Genomic DNA, 15,149 nt, shown 5'->3' on the forward strand with positions numbered 1-15,149 from the left:
CGTGTTAACCACCGCCCAAGAGCTTTCTAAGCAGCTCGCCGCCATAAATCAGAGCATAAGAATAAGCCAGAATTGAAGGGACTTTGCCGACAAGAATTGAAAATAAGAAAAACTTATAAGTCATCTTCGTCTGACTAGAAATCAGAACCAGCGCATCATCCGGCGCCACCGGCGCAAATATCAGCGCAAAGAACATCCAGTCATAACGCCTGCGGCTGCGCTCATAAACCCCCATGAAACGATTATAAGTCTTCTCCTTGACAAAAGTCCGAATCAGACTCGTGCCATAGTATCGGCCGATAGAAAAAAGCAAAATCGAGCCGATACAAATACTAATATAATTATAGATAAAGCCCCAGACCGGCCCGAAAATCAGCACACCAACCGCAAGCGTAATCCCGCCCGGAATAATCGGCACCACGATTCCAATAATCTGAATCGCCATGAAAATGAACGGACCTAGAATCCTGTGGGCCAAAATCAGCTCCTTCAGCATCGTTTCATCCGTCAAAATCCCCGAATGCCAGAGATAGAAGGCACCAAAAACAGTCGCCACAATACCCAGAATGGAGATAATATTAAAAACGCGCTTAACCAGCTTTGCAACTTGCGGACTCATGCTCTCCTTTCCCGGCTGTTATTCCCAGCTTATCCTGTCACTGTGTGTTTTCTTTGAGATATTTCTCAGACTCTTTTACCCAGCCTGACATCTCATCTGCCAGACTGTCAAAACCTATTTTAGACCGGCTGTCCGTTGCAAAGTGCTTGCGCTGAATCCTGCGGGCTTCCGGATTTTCCTCGAGTGCACGGGCAGATAAGGAAATTTTTCCTGTATATTCATCAAAATCAATAATCTGCAGCCGCATCTTCTGCCCGATATGCGCCGCCTCATGAATATCCTTGATATAGCCCGAATGAATCTCAGAAATATGAACCAGCCCTTTCTGCTCTTTGTCAAAGCGGACAAAAGCACCATAAGGCTGAATCCCAATCACTTCTCCCTCAACAATGTCGCCGATTTTCAATTTGTGCGTCCGCTCAACAATTTCCTCTGTCTTGAGCTTCGGCTTCTTTTTCTTATCAAGAATCTCTATACTTTCTATGATAACAGGTTTTAGCGGTTTATCGTGAAAATCAACCTCAAGATTGGCAATTTTGTCCAAAATCTCGTAAGACGTCTTGCCGTATAATTGTCCAAAAACCGTATGCCGCCTATCAAGGTGCGGCGTACCGCCGCGTTGAACATAAGCTTTGGCAATTTCACGCGGCCAGCCCGCACTTTCTAAATCCTCTGTCCGATAATCCACATCACTTTTCTGCACAATGAAGAACTGACTGCCGTTCGTATTCGGCCCCGCATTCGCCATTGACAAAGCACCTCGCAAATTATACAACTCGTCAGAAAACTCGTCATCAAAACGCTTCCCGTAAATTGACGTACCGCCTGTCCCAGTCCCCGTCGGGTCACCGCCCTGAATCATAAAGTCTTTGATGACACGGTGAAAAATCACACCATCATAGTAATTCTTTTTCGCCAGCTCGACGAAATTCTTGACCGTTTTCGGCACCAGATTATCAAAAAGCTGAATGGACAAATCGCCCCGATTCGTATGAATCACGACCTTTGTTCCCTTGTATTTAGCAAAATTTAATTGTAGCTGCGGATAATTCATTCAATAATTCCTAACTCTATCAGTGCTTTATAAACACCGTCATTCTCGACTGCATCGGTAACGTAGTCAGCCTTGTCCAAAATCTCCGGATGCGAGACCTTCATAGCGACCGACAAGCCCGCAAAATCAAAGAGCTCACGGTCATTCAGCTCATCGCCGAAATTCATCAGATTTTCAGCCGTCAGCCCTAAATGCTCCAGAACTTTTTCTGCCCCAATAGCCTTCGAGCCCACCATCGGCACCAAATCGCTCGACAGCGGATGCCAGCGCACCATACGGATTTTGTCTTTAAACTTTTCCGGCAAAACAATCTGATCATCATGGTCAGAAACCGACACCAGCTGATAGACCGAATTTTCCTTGTAAAAGTCCGGATTCACAGCCATATCCCCATAAATGCCCGTAAAAACTTCACGATTCAAGTCAGTCCACCGTGAAATTGCCACCGAATGATTGCCGTAAAAAACATAGTCACTATCAACCGACTTCAGCCAGTCAATCTGCTCCTCCACGAATTCACTGCTGTAGTGCTTGTCGTAAACAATGTTCTGGTCCTTGTCCTCGACATAGGCACCATTGGCCGTGATGAAAAAATCAGGCTTCAGTGCTTTAATCTCTGGAATCACACCCGCGAAGCTCCGCCCAGTAGCAATCCCTGTCAGAATTCCCTTGTCACGCAGCTTATCGAAAGCCAGCGCCACAGAATCAGGCATAAACTCCGTATCCTTGACCCGCAGCGTATCATCAATGTCGAAAAGAATAATTTTAATAAGTTCAGCACGTTCTTGTAAAGTTTTCATAAGGTCTATTGTATCAAATTTAGTGTCAATTTTCACTATCATCAATTTCCACCAGTCTGTGCTTCATGGCATAGATGGCCGCCTGCGTGCGGTCTTCTACTTTCAGCTTTGTGAAGATGTTCGACACATGAGTTTTCACGGTCTTGAGCGAGATAAAAAGCGTGTCAGCGATATCCTGATTGGACAGACCTTTGGCCAATTCCCGCAGGACTTCCATTTCGCGGCTGGTTAGGTCGTCATAAAGTTCATGCGGCCGGTGATTGTGCTCTTTAATACGCTCTTTGACGCTCTCGGAAAGGACATCTTCACCGTTTGCCACCTTGCGCACAGCTTCGGCAATTTCATGCGCCTGCGAGGTTTTAAGAATATAGCCTTTGGCGCCTGCCGCAAGCGCCGGAAAAACCTTCTCGTCATCCAGAAAGCTAGTCAAAATCAAAATTCGCGCAGACGGATTCTTTTCCAGAATGGTTGTCGTCGCTTTGATGCCGTCCATCCTATCCATTACCAGGTCCATCAAAACCACATCCGGCTTGTATTTATCATATTTGAGGACGCCGACTTGTCCGTCTGAGGCTTCAGCGACAACTTCGATGTCGTCTTGAACATTCAGAAAACTTGAGAGACCAAGCCGCACCATTTGGTGGTCATCCACTATCATTACTTTGATTTTTCCCATTTTTGCATTGAATTGCAATCGTGCGCCTGCACGACCTCAACTTCTCCTAATCTTTTTTATTTGTAAATTATTTAATTTATGATTTTGGTATACGAATTTCCACGGTGGTGCCTTGATTCGGGGCAGTTATCACTTTGCATTCACCGCCCAGCAGCAAGGCGCGTTCACGGAGATTGGCCAGTCCATAGCTGGTTGTCTTCTCGTCCAACTTTTCAAAGCCGACGCCGTCATCCCGAATGGTCAGAAGAATATTGCCGGCATTTTCGCGCAGGACAATGTCAATGTTCTCGGCATGGGCATGCCGCAGCGTGTTAGACAGAACTTCCTGAGCCATGCGGAAAAGGTTATCTTCAATAGTGCTGGTTGATTTGACTTCGTCCAGGCGGTAATTAATATTGGCCGAGATTTTGGCGCTGAGCTCATTTATCAGAGCAGTTAAGCCGACGCTGAGGGATTTACCGGCCAGCTCAATCGGCCGGAGATGCAGGAGCAGCGCGCGCATTTCATTTTGCGCTTCGTGCAGAATTTTTAAGGCCAGTGCCGTCTGCGAGCGAACAACGGACAGGTCGTTCGAGCCTTCGACCGAGGACAAAATCATGGTGGCGGCGAATAATTCCTGGCTGACCGAGTCGTGCAGCTCGCGGGAAATCCGCTTGCGCTCTTCTTCTACGATGCTTGCGCGCATCTCTGTTGTCGGATTTGACAGACGCTGCATTTCAGCGGATAATTCGGAAATGTATTTTGAAACACGGATTAATTCCGGGTTTGACGGCTCGACGTTGAGCAGCAGTTTTTCGGCGTCAACGGCAAACTCTCTCTGAATTCTTTGGTTGTCCGCGTAGTTCAACACGGTGATGATGATAGCAACAAGCCCCGAGATGACCAGTAACACCCAAACCTTAAAAAGATTGTCTGAAAAAAGCGTCAAAAGTCCTGGGCCATCACTTGGCTCAAAAAATGCCAGAAGCATCAGAGAAAGTGAGAAGGACAAGATAAAGCTGACAGTCAGAGTTGTAATAATCGTTTTCTTCGTCATCAGCCGTGCACCAACTCTACATTTCCGGTTTCAACTTTGATGTTAAGGGCAACACGCTTTTCAGCCGACGCATAATCCGGCGTGAAATAGGTCAAATTGACATCATTGATTTCAGTCGTCTGCTCAAAAACTTTGACAACACCTGAATGAACCTGCACACTCAGCGCCAGCTCAACATCCTCCGGGACAATAATTTTGGTATTTCCCGCCAGCTTGCGAATCGTCAGATTATTGCCGTCCGGATGATAATGCAAATCCGCCAGGTCAATCAGTTCATTGTCCGAGCACTGAGCCTTTGAAAAACATCCCGCATCATCTTGAGCCTGCCCTGAATGATGATACCCTCTTTCAGAATATTCGTCACGATGCCGATAATAGATAACTCCCATGACAATCGGGAAAGCAACCGCCAGCCAGAAATAGCCCGAGCGAATCAGATTAATTACGGTAAACAGCCAAAGCACCCCGCAAATGACGCCCAGGACACGGCTATGACTGCGGCTTGCCAGCCAGCTGAAAAGAATCGCCAACCCGAGAAAGAGGACAAAACCGTTCCGAAACAGTGCAACACAGAGAAAAAGCAGAATTATAATCTCTATCACTGCAAAAAAAGTTAATCGCCTGTTCATATTTCCATTCTAACAAAAAAATAGGCGGAATACCTCCGCCTAAGGTCCTATTTATTTTATTTCCGCAAATTTATCGAATTCCCAGAGCAATGCGAGCATAGCGACTCATCTTGTCCACAGTCCACTGCGGCGACCAGACCAGTTTGACTTCGATATTTGTGACTTCCGGCACTTCCTTGAGCACTGCGTGAATCTGGTCGGTCAGCAAATCAGCCAATGGACAGCCCATGGTTGTCAATGTCATACTGATTTGTGTGTTGCCGGCGTCGTCAAACTCAATGCCGTAAATCAGGCCTAAATTGATGATGTCAAGACCGAGCTCAGGGTCTATCACATTTTCCAGCGCTGCTAGAATGCGGTTTTTGATGTCTTCTACTTGTTCTTCTGTATATTCAGCCATTTCATCTCCTTAGCTACATTGTCAAAATTATTTTACATCACATTGTAACAAATTTTGTGTAAAAAAAGAAGTCCCGTGACTTGCGGAACTTCTCCAGTTTTAGTCGCGGCTGCCCATGCCGAAGATGCGCAGGAGTGAGAGGAATAAGTTGATGAAGTCAAGGTAAAGCGACAGTGCCATTGAAATTGCCCAGCCGTCCTGTACTTGCCCGTTCACGGAGTTGTAGACTTTCTCAATCTTCTGGTTGTCCCAGGCGATGAGGCCTGAGAATACAATGACTGAGACGAAGCTAATCAGATACATGATTGCAGAACTGCCGACAAACATGTTTACCACGCTTGCAATGATTACGCCGATTAAGGCAGCCATCATGGCTTTGGCCATGCCTGAGAGGTTGCGCTTGGTTACGCGCCCGTAGACCGATAAGCCGACAAACATGCCTGCAGCCGTCACGAAGGCAATGGCGATGTTTTCTGCGCTGTACATCAGCAATGTAAAGCTGATAAGGAAGCCGAAGAAGCCGGAGAAGCCTATAAACAGCGGCAATGCCATCGGTGAGTTTTTCATGGCTGCGCTCTGCATCGGAAAGACCAGGAACATTGGGATAAGCCAAAGTAATAGAAAGGCGAAACCGCCGGTCTGGATAATGCTGATGAGGTTCGCCGAGAAAAAGGCAATCATAATCCAGGAGACGAGGGCTGAAACCAGCACGCCCACGCCCATCAGCGCGTATATACGATTATAGAAAGCGGTGAGGCCTTCTTTTTTGTCGTCATAAATGATGTTACTATTTTGCATTTTGAAATCCTCCAAAATTTATAATCTTATTCTATCAGAATTGTTTGTAAAAGGCAATCGGTCTTTAGACTGATTCTACTAACTCTTCTGCCCGGCTGCCGTGCGGCTCTAAAATGAGCCTGCGGCTGTCATCGGCTGTTTTTTCAAACTTGATGTGCAGGTAATTTGACGGCAGGTCGGCTTCTAGGAGTTCGCCCCATTCGATTACGGAGACGCCGCCGGCTTCAAAGTAGGATTCCATGTCGAAGCTGTCCGGGTCGTCTCCGATGCGGTAGATGTCCATGTGGTACAGTGTCAGCCGTCCCCCATTGTATTCACGGACGATGGTGAAGGTTGGGGATTTTACCATTTGCGTGATGCCCAAGCCTCGCGCAATGCCTTTGGTGAAGGTGGTTTTCCCTGCGCCTAAATCACCGGTCAAGATGAGGATGTCGCCGGCTTGCAAAAGACGACCTAGTTTTTCAGCAAAGGTCGTCAAATCGTTTTCGTTCAGTGGAGCGGTCTTTTTCAAGATTTCATCCTTTCGAGTTCGCGGATGCACTGGGCGAGCAGGGCTGCTGCGGCCAGATACATCAGGAGCTCCAGTATTCCTGCGTGGTAGTTGAAGATGAATGAGAAAATCAGCGTGACAAAGAGGGTGATGCCGCCTAGGACAAAGAAGATGTTGAGGGTTTTTTTGACTTCCGGCGACATGAGCAGGAAATAAGCCAGTCCCGCCGGGATAATCAGCAAAAAGTAAAACATGCTTAAACCTCCTTTGAATAGCGCTCGGCCATACTCTTTGATGTAATATCAGCTACATGAAAATCTGCAGCTTCTTCAAGTGTTCTTAGGCCTCTTCAGCGTCTGCGGATTTCTTTTTCTTAGAGTCCTTAGCGCGCATTGACTTGTCAAGAATCTGTTTGCGCAGGCGCAGCGACTCTGGCGTCACTTCCAGATACTCGTCGTCGGCCAGGAATTCAAGTGATTCTTCAAGTGACAGGATTTTAGACGCATTCAGGACAACTGTTGAGTCTTTATTTGAAGAGCGGACGTTGGACTGCTCCTTTTTACGGGTAATGTTGACGGTCAGGTCGTTTTCACGGCTGTTTTCACCGACAATCATGCCTTCGTAAACGTCTGTGCCGGGATTTACGAACAATGTCCCGCGCTCCTGCACGCTCATCATGGCGTAGTGCGTGGTCTGGCCGGTTTCGTTGGCAATAATGGCGCCGCGGCTGCGTCCGCCGATATTTCCTTTGATTAATGGCGCATATTTTTCGAAGGTATGATTAATGATACCATATCCGCGCGTCATCGACAAGAAATCTGTGGTAAAGCCGATTAAGCCGCGGGCTGGCGCTAGGAATGTCAGGCGGACTTGTCCGTTGCCTTCGTTGACCATGTCTAGCATTTCACCTTTGCGCTCGGCTAGGGCCTGAATGACAGAGCCCTGATATTCTGCCGGTGTATCAACCTGAACTGTCTCAAACGGCTCGCAGAGGACACCGTCAATTTCTTTCAGGATTTCTTCTGGACGTGAAACTTGGAGTTCATAGCCTTCACGGCGCATTGTTTCAATCAGAATGGACAAATGCAGCTCGCCGCGTCCTGAAACGAGCCATGAGTCTGGCGTCAGCTGCTGGACACGCAGTGAAACGTCAGTCTGCAGCTCCTGCTCCAGACGCTCTTCGATTTTACGGGCGGTTACCCAGTCGCCTTCGCGGCCGGCAAATGGTGAATTATTGACCAGGAAAGTCATCTGCAAGGTTGGCTCATCAATGTGCAGCAATGGCAGCGGCTCAACACAGTCGGTCGGTGTAACGGTCTCGCCGACGAAGATGTCTTCCATACCGGACAGGGCAATCAAATCGCCTGCTTTAGCTTCCTGGATTTCTTCACGACCAAGCCCGAAGAATCCGAACATTTTCGTCACACGGAAGTTTTTCGTTGTGCCGTCCAGTTTTGACAGGGTCACATTGTCGCCGACTTTGATTTGTCCGCGGAAAATACGGCCGATACCGATACGGCCGACATAGTCATTGTAATCCAGCAGTGAAACCTGGAACTGCAGCGGCTCATCAGAATTGTCAATCGGCGCAGGGATATGGTCAAGAATCGTCTCGAAAACAGGGTCCATTGTATGTTCCTGGTCAGCTGGATTGTCAGACAGGCTGGATGTGCCGTTCAGCGCGGATGTATAAACAACTGGGAAGTCCAGCTGATCACCGTCGGCACCAAGCTCAATGAAGAGCTCAAGTACTTCGTCAACCACTTCGGCTGGGCGGGCGGACGGCTTATCAATCTTATTTACGACCACAATCGGCGTCAGATTCTGCTCCAGTGCTTTTTTCAGCACGAAACGGGTCTGCGGCATTGTCCCCTCGTAAGCGTCTACTACGAGAAGGACACCATCAACCATTTTCATGATACGCTCAACTTCGCCGCCGAAGTCCGCGTGTCCGGGCGTATCAAGGATGTTAATGCGTTTGTCCTTGTATTCAACGCCGGTATTTTTCGCCAAAATCGTGATGCCGCGCTCTTTTTCCAGGTCGTTGGAATCCATGGCACGGTCTTGCAGCTTGGTGCGCGCGTCAAGTGTCGACGACTGCTTCAAAAGTTCATCTACCAGTGTCGTTTTTCCGTGATCGACGTGGGCAATAATGGCAATATTTCTAATATCTTCTCTTAATTTTGTCAAGTTAATTTCCTCTTTTTTGTCTAGCTGAAATATTATAGCATATTTTCATGAAAATATAAAAAAACGTTGTTTAATCGAGTAGCCAGTCAATGATGTTGATGATTGGAATTCCGGCAATTTCTGTTCGGTCTTCATAGACTTGTGTGATAATAATTTTCTTGAAATTATCTTTTATTAGAAGGAGATTATCCGTTTCCCGCGTTGAAACCTCCGGCAATTGGTAAGTGACTTGAACATAAAGCAGCTCATCAAACTTTCTGGCAATAAAATCAATTTCTTTTTCGCCATATTTTCCGACTTCAACAGTATAATTTCTCCGCAGCAATTCAAGATAAACCAGGTTTTCCAGCTCCTGCCCGCGATTATCCTGCTTTTTATCCAGCAAGATGTGACGAAGTCCTGAATCAACAAAGTAATATTTTTCTTGTTTTGACAAATACTGTTTTCCTCGAATATCGTAGCGCTGTGCAGCATAAAGCAAATAGGCATTTTTCATGAGTTCTATGTACTTATTGACAGTCGGGTGACTTATTTTGATATTTGAAGAAGTGAGTGTGTTGCTGATATTCAGCGTGGAAACGATTTGTCCGACATTCCCCGCCAGATAACTTACGACACGCTTTAGAACTTCTATATCTCTGATTTCCCCGCGGCTGGCAATATCGTTCAAAATCACGGTATCAAAGATTCCTGAAAGAATCGTTTCCTTCATATTTTCATCAGATAATACGACAGCGGGAAAGCCGCCGAATCGAATATATTCCTGCAAATAGCGCGGTAGATAACGCTGGTCAATATTGTCGCCGAATTTTGCTGCCAGAAACTCTTTGAATGAAAATGGATAAATTTTGATTTCAACATAACGTCCAGAAAGCCGCGTCGCAAGTTCACCTGACAACATGTTTGCATTACTTCCGGTAATAGTGATGTCGCAGTCAAACTCAATACGTGCACTATTTATGACCTTTTGCCAATCTTCCACATATTGAATTTCATCCAGTAAAAGGTAAGTCTTCTGCTGCTTATCAATATGCTCATTAAAATAATTATTCAAAGCCTGCGCCGTTTGAAGCGGTTCAGTCACAAATTTTTCAAAATTGATGTAAATAATTTGATTTTCGTTTATTCCTGATTCGAGTAGATAATCCTTATACATCATGAGAAGATAGGACTTTCCAGAACGTCGAACTCCTGTGATGACCTTAATAAACTCACTGTCTTTAAAATCTATGATTTTTTGAAGATAACTTTGTCTTCTCAGCATTTTGCTTCCCTCGCTTTCAATTTGATAATGTACGCGATAAATTGAAACTATACTTTCAATTTATATATATTATAGCACAATTGAAATTATATCTTCAGTTCGAAGCATTTTCCAAAATATAAGAAAACTTCCAACAAGTCTTAGCCCTTGGAAGCTTTATCAAAAATCATTATCTATAGGCAATCTCCGCTGCCACAATAATAGCCCCGTTATGAGCGCGTGCAACGCCGAAACCGATGCGGTTCGCCAGCGGGCTGGATAAAATCAGATAATGGCTGTAATTGGCATAGGCTGTATTGTATTCATCCCACCAGAAGTCGACGGCGTTGTCAAAGGCTGTGTCTGCGTCTACATCAAATTCGTAATAGAGTGCTTCTGGTCCCCAGGCGATGCTTTTATGGTCGTAATTCGGCGAGCGAAAGAGTGAGCCGTCTGCCCAGGCGGGCATGCCGTTTTTCTTGTTCTCATGCGACAAATTTACACTAAAGCCTGTGGATTGGGCTGCGAGTTCTTCTGCGCGTATCTGTGCCCAACTTGTCAGGTCCGCATCTAGTGTTAAAGGGGCACGAGGGGCACCGTCAGCTGCTGTGAGGACATCTTTTCGCGTCGTTGCGCGCCATTGATTCAGTCTGTCAAGCCGCTTCCCTGTATCCGCTGGAAGTCCTGTCTGCTGTGTCTTGGGATTCACCGCATACCAGGCGATTCCCTCGTCCCGCCAGCCGGCATTTACCAATGACTGTGCTTCTGACTGGCTGGCTGTATAGTTATGCGTGCCTGCTTCGGCATTTGGATTGTAACTGCGGAAAACCGGTCTGCTTCCGCCTGAGCGCCAGCCGATGCCTTCGTAATTCCAGCCGAGTTTGATTAGCTGCTCTTTCTCATATGAGTTTGCCGTATAATGATGATCGCCCGCATTAGGGTTGTAGAGGCGGTATACCTCTGCCCCTGACTCTGGCGCAATCCAGCCGATGCCTTCGTAATTCCAGCCGACTTGCTGCAAGCTGGCGGCCTCATCGTGGCTGGCTGTATAAAAATGCTCGCCTGAATTCGGATTATACATGCGGTACATTTCGGTGTCAGCCTTGGCAGTGACTGCACTCGCAGTAATAGTCGCTGCGAAGAAAACTGTAGAAATCAATAACTTTCTCATAATTCTCCTATGGATTTATAATAAAGTTATTTTAACAAAACTAGAAGCCTTTATCAAGCTGGTAGAGACGGATAAATTCTATGCTATTTTCCATCAGTTCAGAGGGTTTTCCGTCGATTGCGATGCGGCCGTTTTTCAGCTGAAGCACGCGGTCAAGCTGTTTCACGCCTAGAAGGTGATGGGTAATGAAAAGAATTGTTTTGTCGGAGAGCAGGCGGAAGGTCTCGTTCAAGAGATGCTTCTCTGTGATTGGGTCAAGGCCCAGAGTGGCTTCGTCCAGAATGACAATGTCAACGTGAGACAGGAGAATTCTTGCTAAAGCCAGGCGATGCGCTTCTCCTCCGGAAAAGCTTTGTCCTGCTTCGTCAACCAGCGTGTCAAGTCCTTCGGGCAGTTGGTCAACCATCTGCGAGAGGCCGACGGCATTCAGGGCTGTCAGGATTTCCTCGTCTGTTGCGTCCAGATTTGCCAGTGTTAGATTATTTCTCAGCGTTGTGTTAAAGATGTAAGGTTCTTGGTTGATGACACCGATTTTTTCTTCGATGTTCTGGGCTTCTGAGGGTTCAGTGCCTCCGATTGTAAGACTTCCTGAGCTTGGCTTCAGGTCACCGCGGATGAGGGCCGCGAGTGTGGATTTTCCTACGCCGGAGCGTCCGATGACTGCGACGTGCTGACCTGCTGGGATGTTCAGGTCGAGGTCTTTTAGTATCGGTTTCCCATTCTGATAGGAAAAACTCATGTCTTTTAGGAGTATGCCGTTTCCTGTGATTCTCTGGTCTCGCGTTTCTTCTTCTTTTTTGGGTAAGGCGTCTAGCCGTTTGACCGAATCTTGGTAACGGTGCGTTTCGACGACGGCATCAGACAGGGGTGAAAAGGCGTCAAAGAGCGGAAAAACGCCTAGGACGACGGCTGCGATGTAGTTCGGCGTGTCGCCTGTGGTTAGGTTTGACGCGGCCCAGAGCATCAGGAAGAGAATCAGGACGGTATAGACCGCCTGGAGAGACAGGTTCCGCTTTCTGCTGAAGGCGAACAGGTGTCCTTGCTCGCTGCGCACGGATGCTTCTGCCGACTTGTAAATTGACAGGAAATCTTCTTTTCGCCCGGACAGCTGCCAGTCCTGCAGGCCTAAGATATTGTCCGTCAGGTCCGAATAGAGGTCGTTGCGGTAAATTTTCAGCTTTTCGTCGGATTTGACCGTCATTTTCAGGGAAACAAGCGGGAACAGGAAGTAGAGCACGGACAGAATAATTGCCAGGCCAAGTGCGAGCCAGAGTGAGAAGACGCCGGAAATTATCAGCAGCGTTACGGAAAGGCTTCCGCCGATGAGCAGGGGGAAAATGGTGCGCAGGTAGAGATTCTGCAGGTTTCCGATGTCTTCGTTCAGCAGGCCCAGCATTTCACCCAGGCGATGACGATTGGACAGTTCGATGGCTTGTGTCTCAAGACGCAGATAGAGTTTTTTGCGTAGACTTGAGGTAATGCGCAGAATCCAGTTGTGGCTGGTTAGCCGTTCGATATACCTGAGAACCGGGCGGGCAATTCCGAAAATACGAATCATCAGCGTCGGCACGTAGATAATCAGAATGTTCTCCGGCAGAGTCGCCGAGCGGGAAATCACATAGCCGGCCGAAAACATCAAGAGACCCGCAGCCAGCATGGTTAAAAGTCCCAGGAAAATTGCCAGAATCTGGCCTTTTTTGTATTTTTTGAAAAATGGCAGAATCCATTCAGAAGTTAAGAATTTCATGACATTTCCTCCAGCAGCTGCCGATAATAGGCATTTTCACGAAAAAGCTGCTCATGTGAGCCGATTCCCATCACTTTTCCTTCGCTCAGTAAAATAATCTCGTCCATCTGAGGCAGCCAGTGCAGGCGGTGCGTCGCCAGAATCACCAGCTTGTCATCAAACAAGGGCAGAATATTTTCCTTAATTTCCAGCTCGGTTTCAATATCCAAATGCGCCGTGGGCTCGTCTAGACAGAGAATATTCCGGTCTTTTGCTAAAAAGGCTCGCGCCAAAGCTACACGCTGCTTCTGCCCGCCCGACAGCACACGCCCGCCGGCACCGATTTTTTCATCCAGCGAAATGTCCAAATCCGCTAGACCCGCTAAGCGCAGAGCTTCCTGAAGCTCCGCGTCTGCAGCATGTTTTTCATAAAAAGCCACATTTTCACGCAAAGTGCCTGAAAAAATATAAGTCGACTGAGGAATGAACGACAGTGAGCGCCGCCAGTTCTCTTCCTTCAGGCCCAGACTTGACAGAATTTGTCCATTTAAAGAAATTTGTCCAGAATTCGGCGAAGAGAAGCCGGACAACATTGACAATAATGTCGTTTTTCCTGCGCCTGAAGCGCCAACCAGCGCAATTTTTCTGAAGCCGGATAACTCAAGGCTCACGTCAGATACGCCACGGCCGCTTTCATAAGTTCGTGTCAAATTCGACAAATCCAGCCGGGAATTTTCAGACCAGCGGACGGTTTTTGTCAATTCAGATGAAATGTTCTCCTCCATGGCCAGAACTTGATTGACAGACTCCAGCGCATTCTTCCCGTTCAGTGTCGCATGGTAGTCGGAAGCAAACTCGCGTAAGGGCAGAAAGTATTCTGGAGCTAAAATCAAAGCTGCCAAGGCCGGAAAAAGCAGGATATGCCCGTTCATCAGCCGCAGGCCCAGAAACAGTGCCACCGTCGCAACTGATAGGGTCGAAAAGAAGTCCAGCGCAAAGGTCGACAGCATGGCCATGCGCAAGGTGCTCATGGTTGCCTTGCGGAAGCGCTCGCTGGTTTTATAAATCGAATTGGCGTAATCTTTTGATTTGCCGAAATACCTTAACGTAGATATTCCGCGCAGCGAGTCCAGAAAATGATTACTTAAAAGCTGGAAACTCTTATATTGCCTTGCCGCACGAGTTTGCGCCGCATAGCCCAGCAGAATCATGAAAATAATTGCAAAGGGGAAGGCAATCAGCAGGACAAGGGCGCTGCGCCAGTCCAGGAAGGCAATTACCAGCAAAAGAAAGACCGGAATCATCATCATGTTCAGGACTTTGGACAAGACGAGCTTGACATATGCCTCGACATGGTCGATTCCCGTGATGACCGTGCTCGTCGCCGTTCCTGTACCCAGCTCCTGCACTGCAACAGGGCCAAGCTGAAACATCTTTTCCAGCAGCTCCTCGCGCAGATTGGAGGCCGTTTTATAGGCAAAACCGTCCAGCAGCTTCTGGCGCAGGAAATTGACACCCTCACGCGCCATGAAGCACAACGCAAAGCCCGCAGCTGACTGCCAGATTTCCGGGAAAGTCTGATGCTCCCAAAGTCCCGTCAAAGCTGCCGATAAAAAAAGAGCTTGACCGGTAATACAAGCAGCCTGAAGAAAGGCCAGCAGTCCCAGCAGCGGGAAAATTCGCCGCACGCCGGGCAGTGCAAATAGAGATTTATCAATCATTACTGAATTATAACATCTCTGCTCTTATCGTGCTGGAACGGGAAACCGATTTTTTACGTTTTGTCTAAGTATGTCAATAATCAACATCAACTTTACTTTTGTGCTGAAACAAATTCCTATCTTTTACGTATTAATAAGTATGGGGGATAAAACAATTAAAACTTACGGGAAAAACAATTTACATGAATGATAAAAAAGGGTATAATAAATAGCGTTAGTCCTGATATCCGGGCAGAAAGAAGGTAAAAAATGGTTAAGGAATTTGACTATGTAATCTTACGTGATGGAACAAAAGGTACTATTGCGGACATGAGAGGAAAAGAGTTTTATCTGGATAATGGTGATAAGCTTATTTTTTGTCATGTTTCTGATGTTTTAGCTGTTTGGGACGAGGAGTCGAAGTCTTTTACTGCTCTGATGTCTGCTACTAGTCCGATGAAAAATTTAACAGTCTTATAGTAATAATTAATTGCGTACCAGCTACAAAGCGTTTGTCACATGTCAGGCGCTTTTTCATATGGAGACAGAAAAACAGTATTTGTACAAAAAACTCACCTCCAAGTTAAATTGGAGATGAGTTGGGTACTCTTATTAGT

The 15,149-nt window shown here is 46.9% G+C and carries 15 protein-coding genes and 1 pseudogene; 1 reads left to right on the top strand and 15 read right to left on the bottom strand.

Going from position 1 to position 15,149, the window contains the following annotated elements; all coding sequences use genetic code 11:
* Positions 1-4: 4 nt before the first annotated feature.
* The 15 genes and pseudogenes from ACYQ2E_RS00620 to cydD all read right to left on the bottom strand — a co-directional run bounded on the left by ACYQ2E_RS00620 (position 5) and on the right by cydD (position 14,553).
* Positions 5-619: a TVP38/TMEM64 family protein gene (locus tag ACYQ2E_RS00620; RefSeq protein ID WP_460016107.1), complete on the bottom strand. Its 615-nt coding sequence runs from the start codon at positions 617-619 to the stop codon at positions 5-7.
* A gap of 37 nt (positions 620-656) precedes the next feature.
* On the bottom strand, positions 657-1,025 hold the full coding sequence (locus ACYQ2E_RS00625) for a CvfD/Ygs/GSP13 family RNA-binding post-transcriptional regulator (RefSeq protein WP_460016273.1): 369 nt from the start codon (positions 1,023-1,025) through the stop codon (positions 657-659).
* A gap of 54 nt (positions 1,026-1,079) precedes the next feature.
* Positions 1,080-2,473 (bottom strand): annotated as a pseudogene (locus tag ACYQ2E_RS00630) (Cof-type HAD-IIB family hydrolase); the annotation flags it as partial.
* Positions 2,474-2,498: 25 nt separating this feature from the next.
* Complete coding sequence (locus ACYQ2E_RS00635) at positions 2,499-3,149, bottom strand: response regulator transcription factor (protein ID WP_460016108.1); 651 nt, start codon at positions 3,147-3,149, stop codon at positions 2,499-2,501.
* 76 nt (positions 3,150-3,225) lie between these two features.
* A complete protein-coding gene (locus ACYQ2E_RS00640; RefSeq protein ID WP_460016109.1) occupies positions 3,226-4,185 on the bottom strand; it encodes a sensor histidine kinase in 960 nt (319 codons plus the stop codon).
* The gene (gene liaF, locus ACYQ2E_RS00645; RefSeq protein WP_460016110.1) at positions 4,185-4,814 is read right to left on the bottom strand and encodes a cell wall-active antibiotics response protein LiaF; all 630 of its coding nucleotides are present in this window, start codon (positions 4,812-4,814) and stop codon (positions 4,185-4,187) included. The genes ACYQ2E_RS00640 and liaF overlap by 1 nt, the downstream gene beginning before the upstream one ends.
* Before the next feature lie 70 nt (positions 4,815-4,884).
* Positions 4,885-5,214 carry a metal-sulfur cluster assembly factor gene (locus ACYQ2E_RS00650; RefSeq protein ID WP_460016111.1) on the bottom strand — a complete coding sequence of 110 codons (330 nt, stop codon included), beginning with the start codon at positions 5,212-5,214 and terminating at the stop codon, positions 4,885-4,887.
* A 99-nt stretch (positions 5,215-5,313) separates the two neighbouring features.
* Positions 5,314-6,012, bottom strand: coding sequence for a Bax inhibitor-1/YccA family protein (locus tag ACYQ2E_RS00655; protein ID WP_460016112.1), 699 nt, complete (start codon positions 6,010-6,012; stop codon positions 5,314-5,316).
* A gap of 64 nt (positions 6,013-6,076) precedes the next feature.
* Positions 6,077-6,523 (bottom strand): tRNA (adenosine(37)-N6)-threonylcarbamoyltransferase complex ATPase subunit type 1 TsaE, encoded by a 447-nt coding sequence (tsaE, locus tag ACYQ2E_RS00660; protein WP_460016113.1) that lies wholly within the window; start codon positions 6,521-6,523, stop codon positions 6,077-6,079.
* On the bottom strand, positions 6,520-6,756 hold the full coding sequence (locus tag ACYQ2E_RS00665) for a hypothetical protein (protein ID WP_460016114.1): 237 nt from the start codon (positions 6,754-6,756) through the stop codon (positions 6,520-6,522). The genes tsaE and ACYQ2E_RS00665 overlap by 4 nt, the downstream gene beginning before the upstream one ends.
* Positions 6,757-6,841: 85 nt before the next feature.
* Positions 6,842-8,692 (bottom strand): translational GTPase TypA, encoded by a 1,851-nt coding sequence (gene typA, locus ACYQ2E_RS00670; RefSeq protein WP_460016115.1) that lies wholly within the window; start codon positions 8,690-8,692, stop codon positions 6,842-6,844.
* A 70-nt stretch (positions 8,693-8,762) separates the two neighbouring features.
* Positions 8,763-9,956 (bottom strand): ATP-binding protein, encoded by a 1,194-nt coding sequence (locus ACYQ2E_RS00675; RefSeq protein WP_460016116.1) that lies wholly within the window; start codon positions 9,954-9,956, stop codon positions 8,763-8,765.
* Between the two features lie 169 nt (positions 9,957-10,125).
* Positions 10,126-11,106 carry a CAP domain-containing protein gene (locus ACYQ2E_RS00680; RefSeq protein WP_460016117.1) on the bottom strand — a complete coding sequence of 327 codons (981 nt, stop codon included), beginning with the start codon at positions 11,104-11,106 and terminating at the stop codon, positions 10,126-10,128.
* Between the two features lie 40 nt (positions 11,107-11,146).
* Entirely contained in the window at positions 11,147-12,853 is a 1,707-nt protein-coding gene (gene cydC, locus ACYQ2E_RS00685; RefSeq protein ID WP_460016118.1) for a thiol reductant ABC exporter subunit CydC, read from the bottom strand.
* Entirely contained in the window at positions 12,850-14,553 is a 1,704-nt protein-coding gene (cydD, locus tag ACYQ2E_RS00690; RefSeq protein WP_460016119.1) for a thiol reductant ABC exporter subunit CydD, read from the bottom strand. Before cydD ends, cydC begins: the two co-directional genes overlap by 4 nt.
* A gap of 249 nt (positions 14,554-14,802) precedes the next feature.
* On the opposite strand from cydD, the gene ACYQ2E_RS00695 reads away from it, so the two are divergent.
* A complete protein-coding gene (locus tag ACYQ2E_RS00695; protein WP_460016120.1) occupies positions 14,803-15,012 on the top strand; it encodes a hypothetical protein in 210 nt (69 codons plus the stop codon).
* Positions 15,013-15,149: the final 137 nt, after the last annotated feature.

Source organism: Lactovum odontotermitis, from assembly GCF_054658595.1.

Bases quoted from the DNA above. Each gene is read 5' to 3' on its own strand.
- ACYQ2E_RS00650 (WP_460016111.1), bottom strand. From the start codon at position 5,214: ATGGCTGAATATACAGAAGAACAAGTAGAAGACATCAAAAACCGCATT.
- ACYQ2E_RS00635 (WP_460016108.1), bottom strand. From the start codon at position 3,149: ATGGGAAAAATCAAAGTAATGATAGTGGATGACCACCAAATGGTGCGG.
- ACYQ2E_RS00620 (WP_460016107.1), bottom strand. From the start codon at position 619: ATGAGTCCGCAAGTTGCAAAGCTGGTTAAGCGCGTTTTTAATATTATC.
- ACYQ2E_RS00675 (WP_460016116.1), bottom strand. From the start codon at position 9,956: ATGCTGAGAAGACAAAGTTATCTTCAAAAAATCATAGATTTTAAAGAC.
- ACYQ2E_RS00640 (WP_460016109.1), bottom strand. From the start codon at position 4,185: ATGACGAAGAAAACGATTATTACAACTCTGACTGTCAGCTTTATCTTG.
- cydC (WP_460016118.1), bottom strand. From the start codon at position 12,853: ATGAAATTCTTAACTTCTGAATGGATTCTGCCATTTTTCAAAAAATAC.
- cydD (WP_460016119.1), bottom strand. From the start codon at position 14,553: ATGATTGATAAATCTCTATTTGCACTGCCCGGCGTGCGGCGAATTTTC.
- ACYQ2E_RS00695 (WP_460016120.1), top strand. From the start codon at position 14,803: ATGGTTAAGGAATTTGACTATGTAATCTTACGTGATGGAACAAAAGGT.
- ACYQ2E_RS00655 (WP_460016112.1), bottom strand. From the start codon at position 6,012: ATGCAAAATAGTAACATCATTTATGACGACAAAAAAGAAGGCCTCACC.
- ACYQ2E_RS00680 (WP_460016117.1), bottom strand. From the start codon at position 11,106: ATGAGAAAGTTATTGATTTCTACAGTTTTCTTCGCAGCGACTATTACT.
- liaF (WP_460016110.1), bottom strand. From the start codon at position 4,814: ATGAACAGGCGATTAACTTTTTTTGCAGTGATAGAGATTATAATTCTG.
- ACYQ2E_RS00665 (WP_460016114.1), bottom strand. From the start codon at position 6,756: ATGTTTTACTTTTTGCTGATTATCCCGGCGGGACTGGCTTATTTCCTG.